We start from the raw sequence: 24,604 nt of genomic DNA, 5'->3' as shown, positions 1-24,604 counted from the left end.
ATCAAATGAAATCATTCCAAAAAATAGTAAAAATTACAATTGGGTTTTTCCTGATATTACCTTTTGTAATGCTGCAATCCTGCAGCGATGATGATAATTTCACCGATGTAGTGCCTGATTATTCACAGGCTATCATTCGGTCATTCGAAGTATATGGTGACTTTGCTGATATAGACCATACCTCGGCAACGATTTCCATGACCTTGCCTGCTGGCACGGATCTCAGTGCTGTTACGGTAGATCTTCAGACGCCTCAAGGGACAAGTGTCTCGCCTGAGTCCGGGAGTACCTTAGATTTCTCTCAAGGTCCTATTATTTTTACAACCCTGGCTCAAAATGGGGCGAATCGCGAGTATACCGCCATGGTTGCTGCTTATGGGGATCCAAAAATTCTCAATTTTTCTATTGGAGAAAATGCGGGGGAAATAGATCATGAGCAAAATACTATTACGGTAAATATTGGTAGTGAAGATGGGGATATTCAAAGCCTAACTCCAAATTTCGTTATTCCTGAAGGTACCAGTGTAGATATCGCTTCGGGCGTTTCAAGGGATTTTTCCAGTCCTGTCGTATATACTATTACTTCAAATGATGGTTTTACAGCTGCTGAATATAAAGTTATCGTCAACCAGATTGAAGGACCTAAAATCAATTCTTTTGTTATCGGGGAAACGGAAGGGGTCATAGACAATGAAGAAAATACCATTTATCTTTCCCTACCAGGAGGAACTGATGTTTCCAGCCTGAGTCCAGTAATAACACTTCCTGAAGGCCAAAGCATATCCCCGGAATCAGGTCAGGAAGTAGACTTTACCGAACCTGTGGAGTATACTGTAACCAATACCGAGGACCTTACAAAAACCTATACTGTTACTGTTGAAGCCGAGGATATCGAGCCTACTTATTATGCCTTCCTTGGCGAGCAGGACGAAATAGATGCCCTGGTAGATGATGATGCAAAAGCAGCCGCCTCCTGGATGAGAAACACTTATGGTGAGGATTTTAAATACTTATCTTTTAGCGAAATCACACCACAGAATATGGCTGAGGTAAAGGTAGCTATGATCTATTATCTAACTCCTGCTGAAGATATAGGTTACAGCGCTACCCCCGATAATGTTTCTACCTTATTGCCTTCAGGTTTAAGACCGGGAGGAGCAAGGGCCCAGGCTTTGAAAAACTGGGTGAGATCTGGTGGTGATATGCTTATTGCAGGAGACGCAACTCCGCTGATCTTTTCGTTAGACAGGGTACCAGCTGAGTTTTCAGCGCCAAGGGAACCTGGAAATTATGTGTATTCTGAATTTGGTTGTGCCGAATCATCGGGTTGTGTAGATACCGGAAAACCATCCGATGATATCTGGGGTCTTGGGATGAGGCCTGAAAATAATTCAGAAGATCGCAAAGGTCATCCGATTTTCGAAGGATTAAGTTTCCAGAACGATGAATTTCTCGCGCTGCAAAATTCGGCAACTAGGGAAGTACGTTTGATCTGGTGGCAGCATTTTGATGGAATTCTGGACCCAGGCTGCTGTGGTCAGGATGCCGCTTTGGTATTTGAACAAACTTTAAGTGCAACTAAGTTTGGTACCCTGGGTCATATAGGCGATGCCTTTGGGTATGGAGCCGTGCTATGGAATAGGACTGATCAAAATATCCACCAAAGCTTCGATGACCAAATCTCAGAAGATTTTAAAGGGTCTATTTTTAGTATAGAAAATACTATTGTAGGTTACGAATGGGATTCTAATGGTACGACGAACGATTTTCAATCGAACATTGAAACATTCACAAAGAATATTCTTGATTACCTATATAATCTTGAAGACTAAATCTAAAGCTCATGAAATATAAAATCAGCTATATTATTTTCAGTTTTCTTGCTCTGGCCATTTTTTTGGGCTGTGAAGAAAGAGAAAATTTTAACGAAGATCTGAGCCCGGTATTAAATTCTGTGACTACTCTTCAAGGTAATGGAACCCGGGCTAGTATAGACCATTTGCAGGGAAGGATCAATCTGGTTCTTCCCCCAAGAACGGATATCACTAATGTTGAACTGGAGATCACTGCTCCCGAAGGTGTAGTGGTTAATCCATCATCCGGGACCACTTTAGACCTTTCTGAACGCGTTGAAATTACTTCAACTTTCGGAAATTCAACAAGGAATTATCAGTTGATCACAAGGGTTTTACCCAATAAAATTGCCTTTCTTGGAGAACAGGAAACCTTTTCGGAACTTCTTGAAAATGCGGATGACGACATCGTCGCAGCTGCACAATGGGTACAAGAAACTTACCCTGAAGATTTTGAATATCTTAATGCTGCCGAGGTAAGCTTTGAAGACCTTCAAAGTGTGAATGTAGTGGTTTTTTACTATGACCAGGTTGGAAGTTCTGAGCTACCTGAAGTTTTTATCGATGGTGGGGCTAAATCTGCTTTTATTCAGTATTTGGTTGAGGGTGGAAAGATGCTGTTAGGAGGCATGGCCACAGGTTTTGCTGAATCTATAGGAAGAGATCAGAGCGGTTTGTTAACTATTCAGGGCAATGGAGAAGGTTTTGATTCACCGGATACCTGGGCCATCGATGGAGGAGTGAACTTTATGAGTTCTAAAAAATCACATCCTATCTATACTTTTAATGAAGGATTGGTAGAAGAAAATGATGAAGGATATTTTCCCATTATTGATGCCGGCTTTAGAGAGGATCATAACAATCTTTGGGATGCCTCTTCTCTTCTGGAATCCGGAAATCAACTCGGCCAGTTTAATGAATTTGAGCGGCTTTATGGGGGTGAGGTTTTAGCTGTTTGGAGTGGAGTAGCGGATGAATGTTGCCCAGGAATTATAGAATTTAAACCTAAAACTCCTTACTCCGGAACTATTATAGCCATTGGTATTGGTGGAATGGAATGGAATATGAACGATGGACGTACCAATGCGTATAGAGAAAATATAGAGGGTATTTATAAGAATGCTATTGATTATCTAAGTACGCTGTAAAAATTTAGGCTGTGTTATCAGGCAGAACATAGAATTCGTTTTTTATGTTCTGCTATTTATAATTTAATTACAAGAAATGGTACAAAAATCTGCAATCTGCTTTGGTGAAATCCTCATCGATGTTTTTCCGGATATGGAACGTATTGGAGGGGCCCCGCTTAATGTTGCTTCCCGCCTTCAAAAACTTGGGGTGGCAACTCGAATGATCAGCCAGGTAGGAGAAGATGAGAATGGGAAAAAATTACTGGCTTATCTTAAGAGCATAGGAGTGGATACCGGGTTAGTTTCAGTTACGCCTGAATTCCCTTCCGGGGTGGTACAGGTTAGACTTTCGGCATCCGGTTCGGCAAGCTATGAGATTTCCTATCCTGCAGCCTGGGATAGGATCCAGGTTTCAGAAGAGATGAAGAGGGCAGTGGAAAAAGCCGATCTAATGATCTACGGAAGTTTGGTATGCCGGGATGAGGTGAGTCGAAACAGTCTGCTTGAATTATTGCCTTATGCCAGATTCAGGGTCTTTGATGTCAACCTGAGGCCACCGCATTATAAAACGGAAATCGTCATTGAGTTAATGCAACGGGCAGATTTTATCAAGTTCAATGATGATGAGCTCTTCGAGATCGCGGAAATGCTGGGTTCTCCTTTTCATTCCCTGGAACAGAATATCCACTTCCTGGCCAGAAAGACCGGTACAAGGAATATTTGTGTGACCAAGGGCCGGCACGGAGCTGTCTTATTGAAGGAAGGTAAATTATTTTACAATAGCGGATTTAAAATAGAGGTTAAAGATACCGTTGGGGCAGGAGATTCATTCCTGGCCTCACTATTAGCCAAATTGTTTCAGGATGAAGAACCTCAGCATGCTCTTAATTTTGCCTGTGCAGTCGGAGCCTTGGTTGCCGGGCGCGAAGGGGCCAACCCTGAATTATCAGAAGAGGAAATAACCGGGTTTCTTCAACCCGGTTAATTTCTGTTTTCTATTACAAATTACAACTGCCATCGCAGGAAGAAGCAAGGTCAATAGCTTTACTGGTTTTTTCATTATCTACCCAGTTGGCCATAGTCTCAGGTGCAGGCCGTGAATTTTTGCCTTCTCCATATACTGTTGCAGTGCCGTGGGTGTAAAAGGCTTCCAATCTACTCCTTGTGGGTCGGTGATCCAGCTTTTCTGACTTTTGGAATAACAACAGGTGCATTCCCCTTCCTCAAAAACCTCGCCCTTGGCTTTTTCCATATAACTGTAAACCTCTTCAAGCCCTTCTTTGCTATCTGTCTGAATGCCTAAATGCTCTATGCCGTTTTCTGAATGCCCGTTGGAAATAGCAAAATTTACCCGGGGGTCTTCGAGCATCCATTTGGCATAATCACCTTTTTGAACACTGGGTGTAGTATTGAATAACGCATTATAGAATTTAATGCTTTCTTCTAAATTCTTTACTCTGATGTGTACATGAAACGTTTTCATAATCCTGATTATTTTTATGGGTTTTTAATCAAGACGGAGAGGATGAGCTAAAGACGCAAAAAAAATTATTTTTTTTCTGAAACCTGGGTTTTCAGTGGGGTGCAATCTTGCTTTACCTTGAAATCCACAAAATTTCCCCGGGCATCTTGTTCTATAATACAGCATTGCATTATTTTTGAGCGTAGGTGTTCCCGACCTCTTTGGACCCTGCTTTTGGCACCTGAAAGACTCAAATTAAGCTCTTCGGCAATTTCGGACTGTTTTTTATGTTGAATATCGGCCATATACAGGGGCCGAGCATATTTTTCAGGAATTAGTTTTAACAATGGTAATAGGAGTTTAGAGGCTTCATTATAGGCATCGGGAATTTCTTCTAAGAGCTGAATTTCAGGAATTTTATTGCTTTTTTTGGCTTCTTTTCTAAAATGGTCTATGCAGGTGTTATGAGCGATTTGATGAAGCCAGGAACGCAAATTAGAGATTTCGCTCCCAGAACAGCAGGAATTATAGACCTTCATCAGGACTTCGCGGCTAATTTCCCTTGAAAGTTCCTTATTCTTGACTAATTTCAAAATATAATTTTCAAGTGCAGCCTGGTATTCCAGCCAGATCTGGCTTATCTCATCATATTTTTCCAGTTTTTGCATAATAAGTCTAATTAATCGATACAATCAATTTTTAAAGGCCAGAGGCTAAGATCCGTTTTTTAGCATCATTAATATAGCTCCTACCGATGGTATATCGGGTACCATTTATTTCTATACTATTACCTTCGATTACATCAATTTTATTAACTGCGACGGTATAGGACCTGTGAATCCTCAGAAAACTATGGGAGGGTAGGTGATTGGTAATTCCAGTTAATGATTGATGAACAATGTAATTACCGTTGGTGGTTATTATCTTTATATAATCTTTGAGACTTTCCACCAGCAGGATATCATCGATAAAGATTTTCTTCATTTTTTTTGAATTCACTTTAACAAAGATATGTTCCTTCTCTAGGGCATTGTTTTGGACAAATGACTTGCTTCGTAATACCGCCTTATTGACTGCTTGTAAGAACCTTTGGAAAGGGATGGGTTTTACCAGGTAATCCAGGACCTCAAGTTCATAACCTTTCACGGCATATTCTTCGTAAGCGGTAGTGATGATCACCTGGGGTTTATTACCTAGGCTTTCCAGGAAACTATAACCATCTAAAATGGGCATATTGATATCCAGAAAAAGCAGATCTACCTGATTTTGTTGAAGAAATTCCAGGCTTTCCAAAGCACTATTAAAACTGGCCACTATCTCAAGACCCTTAATCTGCTCTATATAGTTTTTAATGACATCGACCGCAAGTGGCTCGTCATCAATGATTACACATTTAAGCTTCATTTTAATTTTAACTTTAAGTCAACTAAAAATTCAGATTCTTCTTCGGTGATTTTCAGGTCATAATCTTCTTTGCTATAACCTAAATTGAGACGTTTTCTTACGTTAGCAATCCCAATTCCACCTGCATGTAGGTTTTTCTGATGTTGTGGAGCAAATGCTTTAATTTCTTCCGGTTTAGGACGACTATTGCAGATACGAAAATACAAAATATCTTCTACGGTAATGAGCTCTATCCGTATCATGGTCTCTTTATGGCTTTTATGCGCTCCATGTTTAAAGGCATTTTCTATAAAAGGGATAAGTAGCATTGGTGCTAATCTCTTGTTTTCGGTATTTCCCTGCACTTTTAGTTCTACGTTTAGTTTTTCCCCATACCTTATTTTTTCCAGGTCCAGGTAGTTTTGTATGCAATTAATTTCCTTTTTCAAACATTGTAAGTTGGTTTTAGTTTCATAAAGCAAATACCGCATTAATTCAGAAAGCTTTAAAATGGTCTCCGGTGTCTTAAGCGATTTGTTAAGACTTAGGGAATAAATGTTATTCAGGGTATTGAAAAAGAAATGTGGAGATATTTGGGATCGTAGGAACCGTAATTCCGTTTCAAGCTGAGTCCGCTCTAGTTTTGCAGCTCTTTTATTTTCACTCATCCAGTCTATGGTGATCTTTATTGCTGTAACAAAAGAGACCACATACAATTCTCCCAACATCATAACCAGAATATAATTAAAACTGAAACTCGATTTTTCTTCTGGGCCCTCCGGCCATACATTATTGCTGATTAAAAGATAGGTAAGTTCATATTTTAGAAAGACCATTAAAAAGATTGCACTTAATAGAAGGAAAATGAATAAAAGGAACTTTCTGGTATAAATAAATTTAGGGATAAGCAGGTAAATTGTAAAATAACAAAGGGCCATATGTATGGGAAATCCCAATAAATTTGCCTTAAGAGAAAAAATGTAATCTCCGTAATAACTCCCCCACCGGAGGGTATTGAAAATAAAATAGACTGCCCAGAATATTATGTGATGTAAAGGAGAGATTTGATAGCCCCATCTTTCATTTAAAAAAAAGCTTCTATTAAAACGTTTTCGGAGATACATTGAATGGACAAAGAGAAATTTTAGCTATTCGGCTTTTCTTAAATGTTGTTTGTCTAATATTATTGTTTGCGTTGCGGAATATATAAATATTTATAAAATAACTGCCGGTTTTATTTTTTAATTCTTCATTACCTAAAAAGAATATGTTTAAAAAGTATCCTATTTTTTTAATTACCTTTTTGTGGCTTTTTCTCTCCTGTGAGGACCAAAATAAAAATAATTCGAAGGTCCTGGACTCAGAGAAAGATTTAACCTCTTATGTTGATCCCTTTATTGGAACTGGAGGTCACGGGCATACCTATCCCGGGGCAACCCTGCCATTTGGAATGATACAACTTAGTCCTGATAATGGGGTTAGCGATTGGGACTGGTGCTCTGGTTATCATATCTCAGATGATATCATTGCCGGCTTTTCACATCTCCATCTCAGTGGAACAGGAATTGGTGATCTGGCGGATTTACTTTTTATGCCTATAAACCGTCAAATAGATTTGACTGCTGAAGTTAAAAGTAGGAATGATATTCCCTATAAATCAAAGTTCAGTCACAATAATGAACAATCCAGACCTGGATATTATCAGGTTTTTTTGGAGGATTCTCAGGTCAACGTAGAACTAACAAGCTCGCGGCGGACCGGATATTCAAAATACACTTTTGCTCAGGATGATCTACAATCAGTAGTACTGGATCTCGGGTTCGCCATTAACTGGGATAGTCCGACGGAAACAAAGATTGTTCTCGAGGATGAGAAAACCATTAGTGGTTACAGGCATAGTACTGGCTGGGCTAAAAACCAAAAGGTATTTTTTGCCGCGGAGTTTTCCAAGCCCATTACTTCCCACACCCTGACCTCCGAGAGCAAAAGGGTAGATGGAGAAACAGCTCAGGGAAAAAAAACTTCTGCGCAATTCTTTTTTGATCAAACCACTGGCAGAGAAGTGGAACTTAAATTAGCCTTGTCTTCAGTCAGTATAGAGAATGCAAAGGAAAATATGGATAAGGGAGCCTTTGAATTTCAGGAAATAGTGGGGAAGGCCGATATGAATTGGGAAAAATCTTTACAGCATATCAATATAAAAACACCAGTCGACTCCTTAAAAACCATATTCTATACCGCTTTATATCATTCTCAACTCGCACCGGTAACTTTTAGCGATAGCAATGGTGAATTCAGGAAAGCGAATGATAGTATTGTAAAAGCTGATGACTATACCGCTTATTCCACCTTATCTCTTTGGGATACTTTTAGGGCGCAGCAACCTTTACTTAGCATTACCCATCCAGAAAGGGTCTCCGATATTATAAATACAATGTTGGAATACTATAAAACCAACGAGGTTCTTCCTGTTTGGACTCTTTATGGAAATGAGACTAACACGATGACGGGGTATCACTCCATTCCAGTAATTACGGAAGCTTATTTAAAGGGGATTAAAGGTTTTGATCCCGAAGAAGCCTATACTGCAATGAAGAAAACCATGATGCAAGACGCAAGAGGCCTGAAGTATTATAAAGAATACGGGTATATACCTTACGAGCTCCTGGACGAGTCAGTGACCATTACCCTGGAATATGCTTATAATGATTGGTGTGTTGCACAAATGGCTAAAGCTCTTGGCAAAACAAAAGATTATGAATATTTCTCTTCCCGAGCTGAAGCTTATCAAAATCTCTTTGATAAAGAAAGTGGTTTTATGCGGGGAAAGGCTACGGACGGGCACTCCTGGAATACCCCGTTTGATCCAAAATTTTCCAATCATCGGGAGAACACAGATTACACCGAGGGGAATGCCTGGCAACATAGCTGGTTTGTGTTACATGAACCGGAACGTCTGATCGATCTTCATGGTGGTAGAGAAAATTTCACCTCCAAATTAGAGCAGTTATTTACGGAGAGTTCCGAAATCACCGGTGATAATGTATCGGCAGATATATCAGGTTTGATTGGTCAATACGCCCACGGTAATGAGCCCAGTCATCATATTGCCTATCTATTCAATAAGGCCGGGAAACCATGGCGAACGCAATACTGGGTACGGCACATCTTAAAAACCCAGTATAATACCAAACCAGATGGTTTAAGTGGGAATGAGGATGCCGGCCAAATGTCTGCCTGGTATGTTTTTAGTTCTTTAGGGCTTTACCCGTTTAATCCTGCTGCTGCCCAATATGAAATTACCAGTCCACTATTTGAGGAAACTACCATTAATCTAGGTAAGGGGAAACAGTTTCGCATTGTTGCCAACAATGTATCCGAAGAAAATATCTATATCCAGTCAGCTACTTTGAATGGAGAAAAATTGAACCGGACTACTATTTCTCATAAAGAATTGTTGGCTGGCGGCGAATTAATTTTTGAAATGGATAGTGAGCCTAATAAAAACTGGGGTACTCCGGAAGAAGAAAACTAATGCACCTTATAGACGTTCTAATTATTGCTCTTTATCTCTTCCTTACGCTTTCTATTGGAATATGGGTTTCAAAGAAGGCTTCTCGAGGTTTGGACTCCTATTTTTTAGGGGGGAAAAGCATCAAATGGTATTACCTGGGGCTTAGTAATGGTTCTGGAATGTTTGATGTTTCCGGGACGGCCTGGATGGTAGGAATCCTTTTCCTCTATGGAGTTAAGAGCTTTATGTTTATGTGGATGTGGCCTATATGGAATCAGATTTTTGTGATGATGTTTCTGGCCGTTTGGATTAGAAGGTCTGGTGTGATGACAGGATCGGAATGGATTCTTACCCGATTTGGTGATGATAGACCCGGGAGGGCTTCACATTTGATTGTCGCTGTTTTTGCGGTAATCGCCTCTATTGGATTTATAGCTTATTTCTTTGAAGGGGTGGGGAAATTTATGACGGTTATCCTGCCCTGGAATCTTTCTCTTGGCTTCGGGGAAATTATGCTATTGAGCTCTGAACAGTCCTATGCGTTACTTATTATTTTCTTTACGACCTTATATACGATAAAAGGCGGGATGTTTTCGGTCGTAACTACCGAAGTATTACAGTACGGAATTATGGTACTGGCCGGTATTCTGGTAGCAGGGTATACTTTTGTGAAATTTACTGATGCTGAAATTAATATGCTTGTTCCACAGGCCTGGAAGAGTCTTTCATTCGGAGGTCAGCTCAACGGCTTTTGGGAAGGCAAAAAAGAACCCTTTAATACCCTTATAGATTCCCAGGGTTACAAAATGTTTGGAGCCTTTATAGGTATGACGCTTTTTAAAGGTTTTTTTGCTAGTATAGCCGGTCCTACCCCTAGTTATGATATGCAGAGAATCTTATCCACCCGAACTGTCAAAGAGGCCGCATATATGAGTGGGTTAACCAACCTGGTTTTGTTTATTCCGCGCTATCTATTAATTGCTGGGGTAGTGATTATCGGGTTGGTATTTGTAGCTCCCGATATGCTTGCCTTGGAAAATTTATCCGGAAATGATTTGGAAGTGATTCTTCCAAAAGCGATTAATAATCACGTTCCCCTGGGTATAAAAGGGCTTTTGTTAGCAGGGTTATTGGCAGCATTTATGTCTACCTTCTCAGCCTTTGTCAATGCAGGTCCGGCCTATATCGTAAACGATATTTATAAAAAGTATTACAAACCTAAAGCCTCAAGTAGGCATTATGTTAAGGCAAGTCATATAACTTCTTTTCTGGTTGTTCTTTTAGGGGTTGTTATGGGATTTTTTGCCGATTCTATCAATTCCATAACGCTATGGATTACCAGTGCATTATATGGAGGATATGTAGCTGCTAATTTCTTGAAATGGATTTGGTGGCGATTTAATGGCTGGGGTTATTTTTGGGGAATGCTTTCCGGGCTGTTAATAGCCACCTTCCAATTTTTTCTCGATCAAAATAAGGATAACTTTGGGCCTGATTCATTTTTATTTGAAACAGCACATATCCCTGCTATTTATCTTTTTCCTGCAATTTTCGCATTTTCCCTTTTAGGTGCTTTTTTGGGAACCTATTATACACCTCCAACCGATATGAAAACCCTAAAAAGTTTCTATTTTAACGTCAGACCCTGGGGCTGGTGGAAACCTGTTTTAAATGAATTGCAAAAGGAGAACGGAAAACTAGAAAAGAACAGAGATTTTGGTTGGGATATGTTAAATTGCCTTGTGGGAATAATATGGCAATCCAGTATGATACTTTTACCAATATTTTTAGTGGTACGGGACTACCAAAAAACAGGAATCAGTGTCCTGGTTTTTCTTATTAGCTCCCTAATTTTAAAATTTACCTGGTTAGATAAAATCAATAAACACTTAAATTAAAAAATGCAAGAAATACCCTGGGAACAAAGAAGACCTGATGCTAAAGATGTGATGTGGCGTTATACGCAAAACCCCATAATTGATCGGTATGCTATACCCACCTCTAACAGTATTTTCAATTCTGCAGTGGTTCCATTCCAGGATGGTTTTGCAGGAGTTTTCAGGTGTGATAACAAAGCTGTGCAAATGAATATTCATGCAGGTTACAGCAGTAACGGCTTAGATTGGGAAATAAACCACAAACCTATTGACTTTAAACCTGGTAATACCGAGATGATCGATTCGGATTATAAATATGATCCACGAGTGACTTTCATAGAAGATCGGTACTGGATTACCTGGTGTAATGGTTACCACGGTCCGACAATAGGATTAGGATATACTTTTGATTTTAAAGAATTTTATCAATGTGAAAATGCTTTTCTACCCTTTAACCGTAACGGGGTTTTATTTCCAAAGAAAATTAATGGGAAGTATGCGATGTTGAGCCGGCCCAGTGATAACGGGCATACTCCATTTGGTGATATTTACATTAGCTATAGTCCCGATATGAAATACTGGGGGGAGCACCGATGTGTAATGAAAGTAACTCCCTTTGAAAAAAGCGCCTGGCAATGTACTAAAATAGGAGCCGGGCCAGCTCCAATATTAACTAAAGAAGGTTGGTTGCTATTTTATCACGGGGTCATAAATACTTGTAACGGATTTAGATACTCTATTGGAGCCGCTATTTTAGATGAAAACCAGCCCGACAAAGTAAAATATCGTTCTCAGCCTTACCTGTTGGCTCCCGCGGAGCTTTATGAGATGGCCGGAGATGTTCCGAATGTGATTTTCCCCTGTGCCGCATTACATTCAGAAAAGAGCGATCAACTCGTACTTTATTATGGCGCTGCAGATACCGTAACATCGGTAGCTTTTGGTCACCTGAGTGAGATTGTAGAATTTGTAAAAAATAATAGTTTGTAATTATGAAATTTAAATCGTTCTTAATTCTTAATTTGATTCTGACAGCTAATTTTGTCTTTGCTCAGAATCCACCAAGGTCTTATATAGCATATAAAACCATTGATGAGATTGAAATTGACGGAAGAGATGAAGAAGCTTCCTGGCAAAAAATCCCATCGAGTGAAGATTTTATTGATATTGAGGGGGAAAAGACTCCAAAATATCAGACGAATATGAAGATTCTTTACGACCAGGAGTATCTTTATTTCTATGCCAGGATGGAAGAACCTCATATTTGGGCAACGCTCAAACAACGCGATACTGTGATTTTTTATAATAATGATTTTGAAATTTTTATAGATCCGGATGGCGATACCCATAATTATATGGAGTTTGAAATGAATGCCCTTAATACGGTATGGGATCTTTTTATTGTCAAACCTTATCGCGAACCCGCCCCGGTATTAGATAGTTGGGATATTCAAGGTTTGAAGTCGGCCGTTCATATTTCAGGTTCACTTAACGATGCATCGGATGAAGATGAATACTGGAGCATAGAGGTAGCTATTCCCTGGGAGGTTCTAAAGGAAGCAAATACGCACAATGAGTTACCGGAAGAAGAATTCTGGAGAATTAATTTTTCCAGAGTACACTGGGATCATGATCTCAGCCAAGGAAGATATTCCAGAAAGAAGGATGATGAGGGAGGATACCTGCCGGAATATAATTGGGTATGGTCCCCGCAAGGCGTGATTAATATGCATGAGCCTGAACATTGGGGATATGTTTACTTTTCCTCACAAAAAGCAGGGGACCCCGATCAATTTACCATACCTGTAGATGAAAATATCAAATGGGCCTTATATGGGTTATACCGCTCTCAGAAGGCTATTTTTCAAAAAGAAGGGCAGTGGGCTTCTGATGTTAACGAACTTTATATAAATCCTTTAAAGATAAATGGGGAGATACTATACCCTAAATTAGAAAATCACCTGACCGGATGGAATATCTCCATTGAAAGTCCATTTACCGGTGAAACCTATATCATTAAAGAAGATGGTAAGCTTTTAACTCCAAAATCTAAATAATATGAAAACTAAACTTTTATTAATTGCCTTAATTGCCCTTGGTTTCACGTCCTGTCTGGATAATCTGGGGGCTGCAAAAAGAACGACCCAAAATGATGCTGAGAAAAAACAGGATGATTTTAAATTTTGGGTTTGGACTACTGCCGATGCAAAGAGAACGGATTCTTCTTACACGGCAGAATTTAAAAAATATAGCGAAAATGGAATTGAAGCTGTACTTATAAATACCAATACCGATCCCGAATTGCTCAATAGATTAACGCCCCTGGCAAAAAAGGAAGGTCTTGAAGTGCATGCATGGATTATGGCTATGAATCGTCCTGGGGATAGTATTGCCCTACAAAACCCAGAATGGTACACCGTTAGTAGGGATGGAAATTCCACGCATAAAACAAGGCCTTATGTGGATTATTACCAATGGTTGTGCCCGACTAGAGAGGCATCGAGAAACCATGTGTTAGGTTTAGTAGAAGGCCTGGCAGAGGTAGAGGATGTGGCTAGTGTTCATCTGGATTATATTCGTTTTTCAGATATATTCCTGCCAATTGGCTTGTTGCCCAAATATGATTTAGAGCAGGAAGAAGAACTCCCTGAGTTTGACTTTTGTTACTGTGATGTTTGTATAGCCGAATTTGAAAAAATCCATCATAAGAATCCAAGGGAATTTGAAAATCCGGCCCTGGATATGGAATGGAAACAATTTCGTTTAAATAAAATCAAGGGAGTCGTAGATGATGCCTATGAAATTGCACACGATAATAATAAAAAATTGACCGCAGCTGTTTTTCCTTATCCTGAGATGGCCGATCATATGGTTAGACAACGATGGGATAAATGGAAGATAGATGCTGTTTTGCCTATGATCTATCATAATTTTTATAATGAAGAGGTAGATTGGATTGGTTACGCGACAAAACAAGGAGTAGAAGATTTAAAGGGAAGAAACACCGATTTGCATACTGGAATTTTTCTACCTCCAATGAGTGCTCAGGAGGTTACCCAAGCCATAAGATTAGCAAAAGAAAATGGCGCAAAGGGTGTTTCCTTTTTTGATGGAAATGCTCTTACAGAAGCTCAGCTTAAAGCTATTAAAGCGGCCAGTGAAAAATGAGAAATTCAGTGCTGTTCCTGTTTTTGCTTTTGGCCACATCGGTATTTGCCCAAAAGCAAAAACTTACCAGTTGGGTAAATCCTTTTATTGGTACTGATGGCCCGGGAAACACTTATCCCGGGGCCACCGTGCCTTATGGAATGGTGCAGTTAAGCCCCGATATCGGTATTCCAGGCTGGGATCGGATTGCGGGATATTATTATAAGGATTCGATAATTTCCGGTTTTTCTCACATGCATCTTTCTGGAACCGGCGCGGGGGATCTTTATGATATTCTGGTAATGCCTACCAATAGTCGTTTTTCTAAACGAATCCCTGAGAATAGCCATAAACCTTTTTCAACATTCAGTCACGATAAGGAAGAAGCTGCACCGGGATATTATTCCGTAGAACTATTGGATTTTGGGATTAAAGCAGAACTTACTGCCACTAAAAGAACAGGTATTCAGCGATTTACCTTTCCAGAAGATTCGCTTTCTCAGATCCATGTAGATCTGGGTTTTGCAATGAATTGGGATCGGCCCATAGAAACGCACATAAAAGTGGTGAACGATTCGGTTATTGAAGGGTTTAGGAAGTCAACTGGATGGGCCAAAGATCAACGTGTTTACTTTGTGATGCAGTTTTCCAAAGCCTTTAAGGATTTTGAGCTATTCATGGATGGCGAAAGGATTTTAAAAAATGAAATCACAGCCCCGGACACGAAAATAGTTCTGAACTACCAAACAAATTCCAATGAACAGATCATTGTGAAGACCGGTGTTTCCTCGGCAACCATAAAAGGAGCCTATGCCAGCCTAAACTCGGAGGCCCCGCATTTTGATTTTAATGCCTATAGGCATAATGCTGATAAGACCTGGCAAAACGAATTACAAAAAATAAAGATCAGGACAACTGATAAGGATCGAAAATCGGTTTTCTATACCATGATGTACCAATCTATGTTGGCGCCTACCCTTCTAAGCGATGCTGAAGGGAATTACAAAGGAGCTGATGGAGAGCTCACAAGAGCAAAAGGTTTCGAACGTTATGACACCTTTTCCCTGTGGGATACTTTTCGCGCAGCTCACCCTCTTTACACGATAGTGCAGCAGAAAAAAGTCACTGATTTTATAAAGTCGATGTTAGCACATTACCAGGAAACTGGTTTACTGCCGGTTTGGTCCATGCAGGGGAATGAAACCAATATGATGCTGGGGTATCATGCTGTGCCGGTAGTGGTCGATGCTTATTTTAAGGGATTTGAGTTTGAAACGGATTTAGCCTATAAGGCCTGTCGGGAAAGTGCGATGGCCAACGATAGAGAGATCGACCTATACAGGAAATTCGGTTATGTTCCAGCTGGAGAAGACAATGAGGACTGGAGTGTTTCAAAAACGCTGGAATACGCTTATGACGATTGGTGTGTAGCCATGTTTGCAAAGGATTTAGGAAAAACTGAAGATTATGAATATTTCCTGAGACGTTCTCAAAACTGGAAGAATATTTATGATACAAAAAGCACTTTTTTCCGTCCAAAAACCCGGGATGGTAGCTTTGTTGAGAATTTTATACCAAAGGAATACACAAAATATTTTAGTGAAAGTAATGCCTGGCAATATTTCTGGTTTGTGCCTCAGGATATACCGGAATTAATAAATATAACAGGGGGGAAGGATCGATTTTATCAAAAATTGGATTCCATGTTCACCCTCGATCCAACTGCCAAGGATAAACTACCGATTTTTAGTACTGGGATGATTGGCCAGTATGCCCATGGAAATGAACCCAGCCATCATGTAGCCTATTTATATAATTATGTGGATAAGCCGGCTAAAACACAAGAGTTGATCAGGGAAATTCTCACTACGCAATACACAAATGAGCCCGCCGGACATTGCGGCAATGAAGATTGCGGCCAAATGTCTTCCTGGTATATTTTCAGTTCCCTTGGATTTTACCCTGTCAATCCCGTTCAGGGGGTTTATATTCTGGGGGCGCCCCTTTTTGAATTCGTCGAGCTTAAATTGCCTTCTCAAAAGACATTTAGCATTAAGACCGAAAATTTTTCAGAGGATAATATGTATGTAGCACAAGTTTATCTTAACGGTATAAAACTGGACCGGTCATTTATAACCCATAAGGAAATTATGGCTGGAGGGGAACTTATTTTTAAAATGACTAATAGACCCATCGAGAGAAAATTAAAAATGCCGGAGCCCAATAAAATTTATTAAATGAACTAAATAAGTGATCGGTGCTGAAATAAACAAGTTTAAACCAATCATAGACCAGGGGTAATTGTCATTAAATAAAATCTTGGAGCTTAGATCAAGATTTGTTTTTTTTAAACCTTATCGAATGCCGTGGAATTAAATTAAAATATATAGCAATGAAATTAAATGCATTATTTATTCTGTTTTTTGCGCTTGCTTTTTCAGCAAAGCTCACAGCTCAAAAAAAACAGCCCTCTTATGTGGATTATGTCAATACCTTAATGGGAACAGATTCAGAGTTTAATCTATCCAATGGAAATACCTATCCGGCGATTGCACTTCCTTGGGGGATGAATTTTTGGACACCTCAAACAGCTGAGATGGGAGATGGCTGGGCATATAAATATGACGATCATAAAATTCGGGGGATTAAACAAACCCATCAGCCAAGCCCGTGGTTAAATGACTATGCAGCCTTTTCGCTTATGGCGGTAACCGGGGAATTAAAATTCGAACAACAGGAGAGGGCATCCTGGTTTTCTCACAAAGCCGAAAAAGCCAGGCCACATCATTACAGTGTCTATTTAGCCGATTATGATGTTACCGCGGAAGTTGCTCCAACAGAGCGTGCTGCCTATTTTAAATTTACTTTTCCGGAATCTGACAGTGCCTATATCGTTTTGGATGCATTTAATAAAGGGTCAATGGTAAAAATTATTCCAAAAGAACGGAAGATAATAGGATATGCCAGGAATAACCACGGGGGCGTACCTGAAAATTTTCATAATTATTTCGTAGCTGAATTTGATAAGGATTTTGAAGTAAGCCATACTTGGAAAGATAATTGGGAACTTCAAGAACATGCGACGCGTGCAGAGGCGAATCACGTTGGAGCTATTATTGGATTTAAAACCAAAAAAGGAGAAGAGGTCAATGTAAAAGTAGCTTCTTCCTTTATTAGCCACGAGCAAGCCCAACTAAATCTTGATTCAGAAATTGGTCAAAGTGCTTTTGAAGAAATAAAAAACAAGGCTAAGAATACATGGAACCAGGAACTTGGTAGAATAAAAGTAGAAGGGGAGAATACAGACCAAATAGAAACCTTTTACTCAAGCCTTTATAGGGTATTATTATTTCCACGGAAATTCTATGAAATAAATAAAGAAGGAAAAAGGGTGCATTACAGTCCCTATAATGGGAAAATATTACCTGGATATATGTTTACTGATAATGGATTCTGGGATACCTTCAGAGCAGTGTTCCCATTTTTTAATTTGATGTACCCGGAACTCAATAAAAAAATAATGGCTGGATTAGCCAATACTTATAAGGAGTCCGGTTGGCTACCAGAGTGGGCTAGCCCTGGACACCGGGATGTGATGATAGGTTCTAATTCCGCCCCGATAATTGTAGATGCCTATTTAAAGGGAAATGTGTATCCCGAGGATATTGAAGTGCTTTACCAGGCAATCCTTAAAAATGCCAATATTGAAAAAGGCCGACCAGTAGCTTCGGTCGGACGTGAAGGTTTGAATTTTTATAATAAACTGGGTTATGTTCCTTACAATGTGGATATCAATGAAAATGCAGCCAGAACTCTGGAATATGCCTATGCTGACTGGACTATTGGGAAAATGGCAGAAGACCTGGGCAGAAAAAAGGATGCAGACCGCTTTTATCAGCAAGCGCTTAACTATAAAAATTTATTCGATTCGACGACCAATCTAATGCGAGGAAAAAATAAGAATGGTCGTTTTCAGAAGCCTTTTAATCCGCTCAAATGGGGTGATGCCTTTACCGAAGGTAATAGCTTGCATTATACCTGGTCTGTTTTTCAGGATATAGAAGGGCTTATCAACCTAATGGGAGGTAATAAGGCCTTCACTGGAAAACTCGATGAGGTTTTCGAAATGCCACCGGATTATGATGATTCTTATTATGGATTTACCATACACGAGATCAGGGAAATGCAAATCGTAAATATGGGGAATTATGCTCACGGGAATCAGCCGATCCAGCATATGATCTATTTATACAATTATGCCGGGGAACCCTGGAAAACCCAAAAAAGGATCAGGGAGGTGCTTACAAAACTCTATGCGCCAACCCCGGATGGATACCCCGGTGATGAGGACAATGGTCAAACCTCTGCCTGGTATGTCTTTAGTTCATTGGGTTTTTATCCGGTAACACCCGGAAGTGATCAATATGTAATAGGTAGCCCTTTATTTGATAAGGCTACACTAAAACTGGAGAACGGTAATGAATTTGAGATCATTGCAAATAATAATTCAGAAGAGAACTTTTATATCCAAAAGGCAAGCCTTAACGGAATTTCTTGGGATAAAACCTATTTAAAATATGAGGATATTCTTAACGGAGGAGAGCTTCAACTTGAAATGACCGACAGCCCGAATAAGGAAAGAGGGATTCGGAAAGAGGATGCTCCTTTCTCGATGAGTTCTAATAATAATTAATTCAGGTTATGAAAAATGCAGCTTTATTATTCCTGCTGGTACTGAACATGAAGTATGGGCTAGCACAAAAGACTCCCGTAGATTATGTCAATCCCTTTATAGGTACTTCCAATTACGGAGCAACCCACCCTGGTGCTATTGCCCCACGAGGGATGGCAAGTGTTTCTCCTTTTAATGTTGCCGGAAATCTTGATCTCAACCCTTTGGAGAAGGATAACCAATGGTTGTCTAACCCATATGTTTTTGAAAATGAATTTTTAACCGGATTCTCTCACGTTAATTTAAGTGGGGTTGGCTGTCCTGACCTAGGCGTTATTATTACCATGCCCACTACAGGATCCATAGTGACAAACCATTTGGAATATGGAACAAGTTACACCAATGAAATTGCAAAGGCCGGTTATTATTCAGCAGATTTAACTAAATATAACATTAAGGCAGAAGCTACTGCGACTACAAGGGTAGGAGTCAGTCGTTATAGTTTTCCAGCCGGAAAATCGAATATTTTATTAAACCTGGGACTTGGATTAACCAATGAACAGGGTGGATTACTGAAAATTATTTCCCCTACGGAGATCGTGGGCATCCGCACGGTAGGTTCTTTTTGTTATAACAATCCTGAAGCGGCATATCCGGTTTATTTTGTAGCTAAATTTTCTGAACCTGCCATGGAATTTGGGGCCTGGAAAACTCCATACACCTATACCGGTGAAGAAGCTCAGTGGATGACTTATAATGGAGAGCCCCGGTTGAAAGAGGGTTTTACCCGGGAAGTTATTGGGGATAGCATTGGGGCCTACTTCAGGTATAATTTTGATAAGCCAAGCCAGGTTGAAGTAAAAATTGGAGTCTCCTATGTCAGTATCGAAAATGCACGTGAAAACTTAAAAACGGAAGTAGGTCAATCATCATTTGATCAAGTATACAAAAAGACTCGTGATCAATGGAGTGAAAAGCTCAATAGAATTGAGGTGTCAGGCGGGACAGAGGATGATAAATCTATCTTTTATACCGCGCTTTATCATACTCAAATTCATCCAAATATTTTGAATGATGTCAATGGGGAATATCCTGAAATTTCCACTGGAAAAATTGGTAAGACTGAAGGAACCCGCTATACGGTGTTCTCGCTTTGGGATACTTACCGCAATTATCATCAGCTGATGAGCCTGGTTTATCCGGAAGAACAACTACAGATGGTAAATTCCATGTTGGAGATGTATGATGAAAACGCTTGGTTACCAAAATGGGAGCTGAACTCAACAGAAACTTTTACTATGGTAGGAGACCCGGCGGCCGTAGTAATCGCAGACACCTACATACGAGGTCTTACTGATTTTGATGTAAAGAAAGCTTACCAGGCGATGGTAAAAGGTGCAACGGTCACGGAAAATAATCCTTTGCGACCGGGTTTAGAGGAATATCTTGAAAATGGCTATTTGAGTGTAGATGGCGGGGTGGCAGGGCCTGTTTCAACCACCCTGGAATATAATATTTCTGATTATGCTATTGCACAATTGGCAAAAGCCCTCGGTAAAAGTGATGATTATAAAAAATTTTCTGCACGAGCCTTATCTTATAGAAAACTTTATAACCCCAAAAATGGATTTCTTCAACCTAAATATCGTAACGGGGATTGGTATACACCTTTTGACCCGGAAGCCGGAGCTAATTTTGAAAAGAATGTGGGGTATATAGAAGGCAATGCCTGGCAATACCTATTTATGGTTCCTCATGATATTGAGGGGCTGATAAAGCTGATGGGTGGAGAAGAAAAATTTGAGAAAAAACTCAATTTGGTTTTTGAAAAGGACCAATATGATATGGCCAATGAGCCAGATATACTGTATCCTTATTTGTACAATTATATTAAAGGAAGTGAATATAAAACTTCAGCAAAAGTCACAGAACTTATAAAAAAATATTACAGAAATGCTCCTGATGGGCTTCCTGGCAATGATGACACAGGAACGATGAGTGCCTGGGTGGTATATTCAATGATGGGGTTTTACCCTATCACTCCTGCCAATGCTATGTATACTTTTACAAAGCCGGCTTTTGATAGCATAAAAATTCATCTCAATCCTCGATATTATAGCAATGATTCCATAACAATTGACTCAAAATCAAGGAAAGCCAGTAATTCGACTTCTAATTTTTCTACCTCACTTAAAGAACATTTTTTTATGGACCATCATGTCCTTTTTAACTCCAATTGAACTATTTTACATACTGTTAATAATTAATTAAAATTATGGTTTAAGTGTACGTACTTCTTTCTATTTTAGCTTAAACGTTTTCGCCTAGGTTTGTTATTTAGCTATTAAAATATGTTGTCGGTCGAAAACATTTCTAAATAGTTAATATAAACCTAAAATTTAACTAAATTTATAATCAAAAACATGCTGAAATGCGTGAAACAACTAATCAAAATTCAATTACACATGGTTAAAAAATTATTATTCCTGTTGGGATTAATGTTTTTTTCATTTAATCAAAACCTAATTGCACAGGAGCAGACAGTAACAGGGACAGTAACTGATTCTGAGAACGGAATTCCTTTACCAGGGGTTACTGTTTTGGAAAAAGGTACCAGTAATGGTACATCTACAGATTTTGACGGGAATTATTCTATCGATGTTCCTGAGGAAGCCATTCTGGTATTTTCTATGATTGGCTATGAAGAACAAGAAATCCCAGTAAGTGGGCAAAACACTATTGACCTCACACTTTCTCCGGATACCGAGGCGTTAGATGAGGTGGTCGTCACCTCCCTTGGGTTAACCAGGGAGAAGAAGTCATTAGGGTATGCTGTTACCGAATTGGATTCAGATGAAGTCAACACGGTTAAAGATTATAACGTAGCGAGCTCCCTTGTTGGTAAGGTGGCCGGCTTGGTTGTAAATCAAGCCAGTGGAGTAGGATCCGGGTCCCGGATTACTATTCGTGGAAATAATACGCTAACCGGAAATAACCAAGCGCTAATAGTAGTAGATGGTATTCCCATTGATGCATCCGGAAGTGAATCAGGTGGAAGTATTTATAATAGTACGGTAACTGGTGGAGGTATAACGGATATTAACCCAGCTGATATCGAATCTGTTTCCGTGCTAAAAGGACCGAATGCGGCAGCACTTTATGGATCTCGTGCGGCAAGTGGGGTTATTTTAATCACTACCAAAAAAGGAACAAGGGGAGCTGGATTAGGAATTTCAGTTAACTCCAACATTTCAATAGAAGAGACTATGTTCTTGCCTGAATTTCAAAATGAATATGGTCAGGGAACCAATGGTGCTGTCTATTCCGATTTGGATAATTTTGGATCTAATTCCTGGGGACCCCGCTTAGATGGTTCTCAACAATTATATTATACTGGGGAGGAAAGAGCATATACTGCACAACCAGATAATGTGGAGGATTTCTTTGAAAATGGAATTAAAAGTATCAATACGATCTCCATGGATCAGGGTGGTGAAAATCACAGTGTAAGATTTTCTTACACAAATAACCAGACCACTTCGGTAATCCCGAATTCTGAACTTCATAGTCATAACTTTAACTTAAGAGGAGTTATTGACCTGTCGGATAAATTAACTCTGGATTCTAAAGCCACCTATTTTACCCAGGAATTAGAGAACAGGGTAAATGTTGGTACAGAAGGAGTTTTGGCTTATGTATATAGAATGCCAAGAAACGTTGCTATAGATGATCTGAAAAAATATAAACCATCTTTATGGAGTAATCCAGAAATGTTTCCTGATGAATACGGAGCCATAAGTTATGCTGGGCAAAACAAAAGTTTAGGGAATCCTTACTGGATGTTAAACCAGGATACCAATGATGAACGCAGAGACCGTTTTCTTGGATTCTCAAAATTAAACTATGAATTCAATGACTGGCTTTCTGCATTTATTCGAATTGGTGGGGACGTTACCAATGTTAGAAGTGAGTATATCCAGGACTACGGTCACCACTTCTTCTATGATGGAAGACTAAATTTTTCCAATCGTAAGAATGTAGAGATTAACAGTGACTTTTTATTTACAGCAAATAAGGACCTCTCTGAAAAATTAAACCTTGTAGCCAATGTTGGAGGGAGTTTGTCAAAACGAACTTTTGAGGGAATGAGCGTAAGAGGGTCTCAATTTAGATTACCAACACGTTCCTTTCTAAATAATACGAATGTTCAAACCAGTACCCATACGCCACTTGGAACCAAAAAAATAAATTCTCTATACGGATCTTTTAGCTTTTCCTATGATGATTTTATGTACTTGGATCTAACAGCTAGAAATGATTGGTCATCTACATTAAGCGAAGATAATCGATCTTTCTTCTATCCTTCTGTGAGTTACTCCTTATTAGTTGATCGTTTTCTAGATCCTAATAATGATGTCTTAGACATGCTGAAGTTAAGAGCAAGTTGGGCAGAAGTAGGTAACGATACAGGTGTTTATCAACTTTACCAGACTTTTAGTGTGCCTACACAAGGGTATCTTGGACTTACGGTATTGGAAGGGCCAAGTGTAAAATTGAATCCTGATCTAAAACCTGAAAGTGTGAAATCCACTGAATTTGGAGTTGAATTCAATATGTTTAAGAATAGGTTATACGGTGACCTCTCAGTTTATCAAATTGTGACCACCGATATGATTTTCAATGTTCCAGTACCTTTTTCTACAGGTTATAGTTATTATAAAGAAAATGTAGGTGAGGTTAAAAATAACGGTATTGAGTTCATGGTAGGAGGTATTCCAATTAGAACAGATGATTTTAGATGGGATGTTTCGGTTAACTTCTCCAAGAATGAAAATGAATTAGTGGAATTGATAGACGGGTTGGATTATACTGTCTTAAATTCTCTTGGAGGCCTTTCAGTTAGAGCTGAAGTAGGAGGTGGAATTGGTGATATCTATGGTACCACCTGGAAGACCAATGAGAATGGGGAAAGACTAGTGAATGCGGAAGGTTTCCCTGTAGCTTCCAATGACAGGGAATTATTAGGGAATGCCCAACCAGATTTCATTGGAGGTCTTACCAATACTTTCCGATACAAAAACTGGAATTTACGCTTTTTGATCGATGGACGTTTTGGAGGTGAAATATACTCTGCAACTTCATCCTACCTGGATGCGGCCGGGGTATCAGAAAGAAGCCTTCAATATCGTGAAGGAGGAATTACCGTTGATGCCATTAACGAAGAGACTGGTGCACAAAATGACACCCAGATTAGTGCCCAGCAATACTGGAGTAGTTATTCAGGCATTACTTCAAACTATGTATATGACCAAACAAATGTGCGATTAAGAGAATTTGCACTTACTTACAGATTACCTAGCGAGATGATCGGAAATACCGGGTTAAATTCTGCTTCAATTGGTCTTATTGGTAGAAACCTTTTCTTCCTTTATAAAGATGCTGAAGACATAGATCCTGATGCTTCGATTGGAACCGGTCTTTCAGGACAGGGTATTTCATTGAACAATGCACCAACTATTCGTAGCCTTGGTCTAAACATAAATATCAAATTTTAATATAAATTATT

At 39.4% G+C, this 24,604-nt stretch carries 16 protein-coding genes; 12 read left to right on the top strand and 4 right to left on the bottom strand.

Annotated features, from left to right (window positions below):
* Positions 1–5 precede the first annotated feature (5 nt).
* The 3 genes from ACW6NC_RS05480 (at position 6) to ACW6NC_RS05470 (ending at position 3,968) form a co-directional block, all read left to right on the top strand.
* Positions 6–1,832, top strand: a complete 1,827-nt coding sequence (locus ACW6NC_RS05480; RefSeq protein WP_457864211.1) for a DUF4960 domain-containing protein — start codon at positions 6–8, stop codon at positions 1,830–1,832.
* Positions 1,833–1,843: 11 nt separating this feature from the next.
* The gene (locus tag ACW6NC_RS05475) at positions 1,844–3,001 is read left to right on the top strand and encodes a DUF4960 domain-containing protein (RefSeq protein WP_457864210.1); all 1,158 of its coding nucleotides are present in this window, start codon (positions 1,844–1,846) and stop codon (positions 2,999–3,001) included.
* A gap of 76 nt (positions 3,002–3,077) precedes the next feature.
* Positions 3,078–3,968: a carbohydrate kinase family protein gene (locus ACW6NC_RS05470; RefSeq protein ID WP_457864208.1), complete on the top strand. Its 891-nt coding sequence runs from the start codon at positions 3,078–3,080 to the stop codon at positions 3,966–3,968.
* A 78-nt stretch (positions 3,969–4,046) separates the two neighbouring features.
* On the opposite strand, the gene ACW6NC_RS05465 is transcribed toward ACW6NC_RS05470, so the two are convergent.
* The 4 genes from ACW6NC_RS05465 to ACW6NC_RS05450 all read right to left on the bottom strand — a co-directional run bounded on the left by ACW6NC_RS05465 (position 4,047) and on the right by ACW6NC_RS05450 (position 6,664).
* Positions 4,047–4,466 carry a VOC family protein gene (locus ACW6NC_RS05465; protein ID WP_457864207.1) on the bottom strand — a complete coding sequence of 140 codons (420 nt, stop codon included), beginning with the start codon at positions 4,464–4,466 and terminating at the stop codon, positions 4,047–4,049.
* A gap of 65 nt (positions 4,467–4,531) precedes the next feature.
* Positions 4,532–5,113 (bottom strand): sigma-70 family RNA polymerase sigma factor, encoded by a 582-nt coding sequence (locus tag ACW6NC_RS05460; RefSeq protein ID WP_457864205.1) that lies wholly within the window; start codon positions 5,111–5,113, stop codon positions 4,532–4,534.
* A 31-nt stretch (positions 5,114–5,144) separates the two neighbouring features.
* Positions 5,145–5,849, bottom strand: a complete 705-nt coding sequence (locus ACW6NC_RS05455; protein WP_457864204.1) for a LytR/AlgR family response regulator transcription factor — start codon at positions 5,847–5,849, stop codon at positions 5,145–5,147.
* Positions 5,846–6,664, bottom strand: a complete 819-nt coding sequence (locus tag ACW6NC_RS05450) for a sensor histidine kinase (protein ID WP_457864202.1) — start codon at positions 6,662–6,664, stop codon at positions 5,846–5,848. The genes ACW6NC_RS05455 and ACW6NC_RS05450 overlap by 4 nt, the downstream gene beginning before the upstream one ends.
* A gap of 431 nt (positions 6,665–7,095) precedes the next feature.
* Here ACW6NC_RS05450 and ACW6NC_RS05445 point away from each other — a divergent pair, with 431 nt between their 5' ends.
* The 9 genes from ACW6NC_RS05445 (at position 7,096) to ACW6NC_RS05405 (ending at position 24,593) form a co-directional block, all read left to right on the top strand.
* A complete protein-coding gene (locus ACW6NC_RS05445) occupies positions 7,096–9,363 on the top strand; it encodes a GH92 family glycosyl hydrolase (protein WP_457864200.1) in 2,268 nt (755 codons plus the stop codon).
* Positions 9,363–11,240, top strand: coding sequence for a sodium:solute symporter family protein (locus ACW6NC_RS05440; protein ID WP_457864199.1), 1,878 nt, complete (start codon positions 9,363–9,365; stop codon positions 11,238–11,240). Before ACW6NC_RS05445 ends, ACW6NC_RS05440 begins: the two co-directional genes overlap by 1 nt.
* A gap of 3 nt (positions 11,241–11,243) precedes the next feature.
* Positions 11,244–12,209, top strand: coding sequence for a glycoside hydrolase family 130 protein (locus ACW6NC_RS05435; protein ID WP_457864197.1), 966 nt, complete (start codon positions 11,244–11,246; stop codon positions 12,207–12,209).
* Positions 12,210–12,211: 2 nt separating this feature from the next.
* Positions 12,212–13,276: a carbohydrate-binding family 9-like protein gene (locus ACW6NC_RS05430; RefSeq protein ID WP_457864195.1), complete on the top strand. Its 1,065-nt coding sequence runs from the start codon at positions 12,212–12,214 to the stop codon at positions 13,274–13,276.
* A 1-nt stretch (position 13,277) separates the two neighbouring features.
* Positions 13,278–14,387 carry a hypothetical protein gene (locus tag ACW6NC_RS05425; RefSeq protein WP_457864193.1) on the top strand — a complete coding sequence of 370 codons (1,110 nt, stop codon included), beginning with the start codon at positions 13,278–13,280 and terminating at the stop codon, positions 14,385–14,387.
* Positions 14,384–16,603 (top strand): GH92 family glycosyl hydrolase, encoded by a 2,220-nt coding sequence (locus ACW6NC_RS05420; protein WP_457864191.1) that lies wholly within the window; start codon positions 14,384–14,386, stop codon positions 16,601–16,603. The genes ACW6NC_RS05425 and ACW6NC_RS05420 overlap by 4 nt, the downstream gene beginning before the upstream one ends.
* Before the next feature lie 155 nt (positions 16,604–16,758).
* A complete protein-coding gene (locus ACW6NC_RS05415) occupies positions 16,759–19,059 on the top strand; it encodes a GH92 family glycosyl hydrolase (protein WP_457864190.1) in 2,301 nt (766 codons plus the stop codon).
* An 8-nt stretch (positions 19,060–19,067) separates the two neighbouring features.
* Positions 19,068–21,278 (top strand): GH92 family glycosyl hydrolase, encoded by a 2,211-nt coding sequence (locus ACW6NC_RS05410; RefSeq protein ID WP_457864189.1) that lies wholly within the window; start codon positions 19,068–19,070, stop codon positions 21,276–21,278.
* Positions 21,279–21,503: 225 nt separating this feature from the next.
* On the top strand, positions 21,504–24,593 hold the full coding sequence (locus tag ACW6NC_RS05405; protein WP_457864188.1) for a SusC/RagA family TonB-linked outer membrane protein: 3,090 nt from the start codon (positions 21,504–21,506) through the stop codon (positions 24,591–24,593).
* Positions 24,594–24,604: the final 11 nt, after the last annotated feature.

The organism is Salegentibacter profundi, assembly GCF_054121475.1.
This window is presented reverse-complemented; position numbering and strand designations above follow the sequence as displayed.

Coding starts and splice junctions, on each gene's coding strand:
- ACW6NC_RS05450 (WP_457864202.1), bottom strand. CDS start 6,664: ATGGTCTTTCTAAAATATGAACTTACCTATCTTTTAATCAGCAATAAT.
- ACW6NC_RS05455 (WP_457864204.1), bottom strand. CDS start 5,849: ATGAAGCTTAAATGTGTAATCATTGATGACGAGCCACTTGCGGTCGAT.
- ACW6NC_RS05430 (WP_457864195.1), top strand. CDS start 12,212: ATGAAATTTAAATCGTTCTTAATTCTTAATTTGATTCTGACAGCTAAT.
- ACW6NC_RS05475 (WP_457864210.1), top strand. CDS start 1,844: ATGAAATATAAAATCAGCTATATTATTTTCAGTTTTCTTGCTCTGGCC.
- ACW6NC_RS05480 (WP_457864211.1), top strand. CDS start 6: ATGAAATCATTCCAAAAAATAGTAAAAATTACAATTGGGTTTTTCCTG.
- ACW6NC_RS05410 (WP_457864189.1), top strand. CDS start 19,068: ATGAAAAATGCAGCTTTATTATTCCTGCTGGTACTGAACATGAAGTAT.
- ACW6NC_RS05465 (WP_457864207.1), bottom strand. CDS start 4,466: ATGAAAACGTTTCATGTACACATCAGAGTAAAGAATTTAGAAGAAAGC.
- ACW6NC_RS05470 (WP_457864208.1), top strand. CDS start 3,078: ATGGTACAAAAATCTGCAATCTGCTTTGGTGAAATCCTCATCGATGTT.
- ACW6NC_RS05425 (WP_457864193.1), top strand. CDS start 13,278: ATGAAAACTAAACTTTTATTAATTGCCTTAATTGCCCTTGGTTTCACG.
- ACW6NC_RS05405 (WP_457864188.1), top strand. CDS start 21,504: ATGGTTAAAAAATTATTATTCCTGTTGGGATTAATGTTTTTTTCATTT.
- ACW6NC_RS05445 (WP_457864200.1), top strand. CDS start 7,096: ATGTTTAAAAAGTATCCTATTTTTTTAATTACCTTTTTGTGGCTTTTT.
- ACW6NC_RS05440 (WP_457864199.1), top strand. CDS start 9,363: ATGCACCTTATAGACGTTCTAATTATTGCTCTTTATCTCTTCCTTACG.
- ACW6NC_RS05435 (WP_457864197.1), top strand. CDS start 11,244: ATGCAAGAAATACCCTGGGAACAAAGAAGACCTGATGCTAAAGATGTG.
- ACW6NC_RS05460 (WP_457864205.1), bottom strand. CDS start 5,113: ATGCAAAAACTGGAAAAATATGATGAGATAAGCCAGATCTGGCTGGAA.
- ACW6NC_RS05415 (WP_457864190.1), top strand. CDS start 16,759: ATGAAATTAAATGCATTATTTATTCTGTTTTTTGCGCTTGCTTTTTCA.
- ACW6NC_RS05420 (WP_457864191.1), top strand. CDS start 14,384: ATGAGAAATTCAGTGCTGTTCCTGTTTTTGCTTTTGGCCACATCGGTA.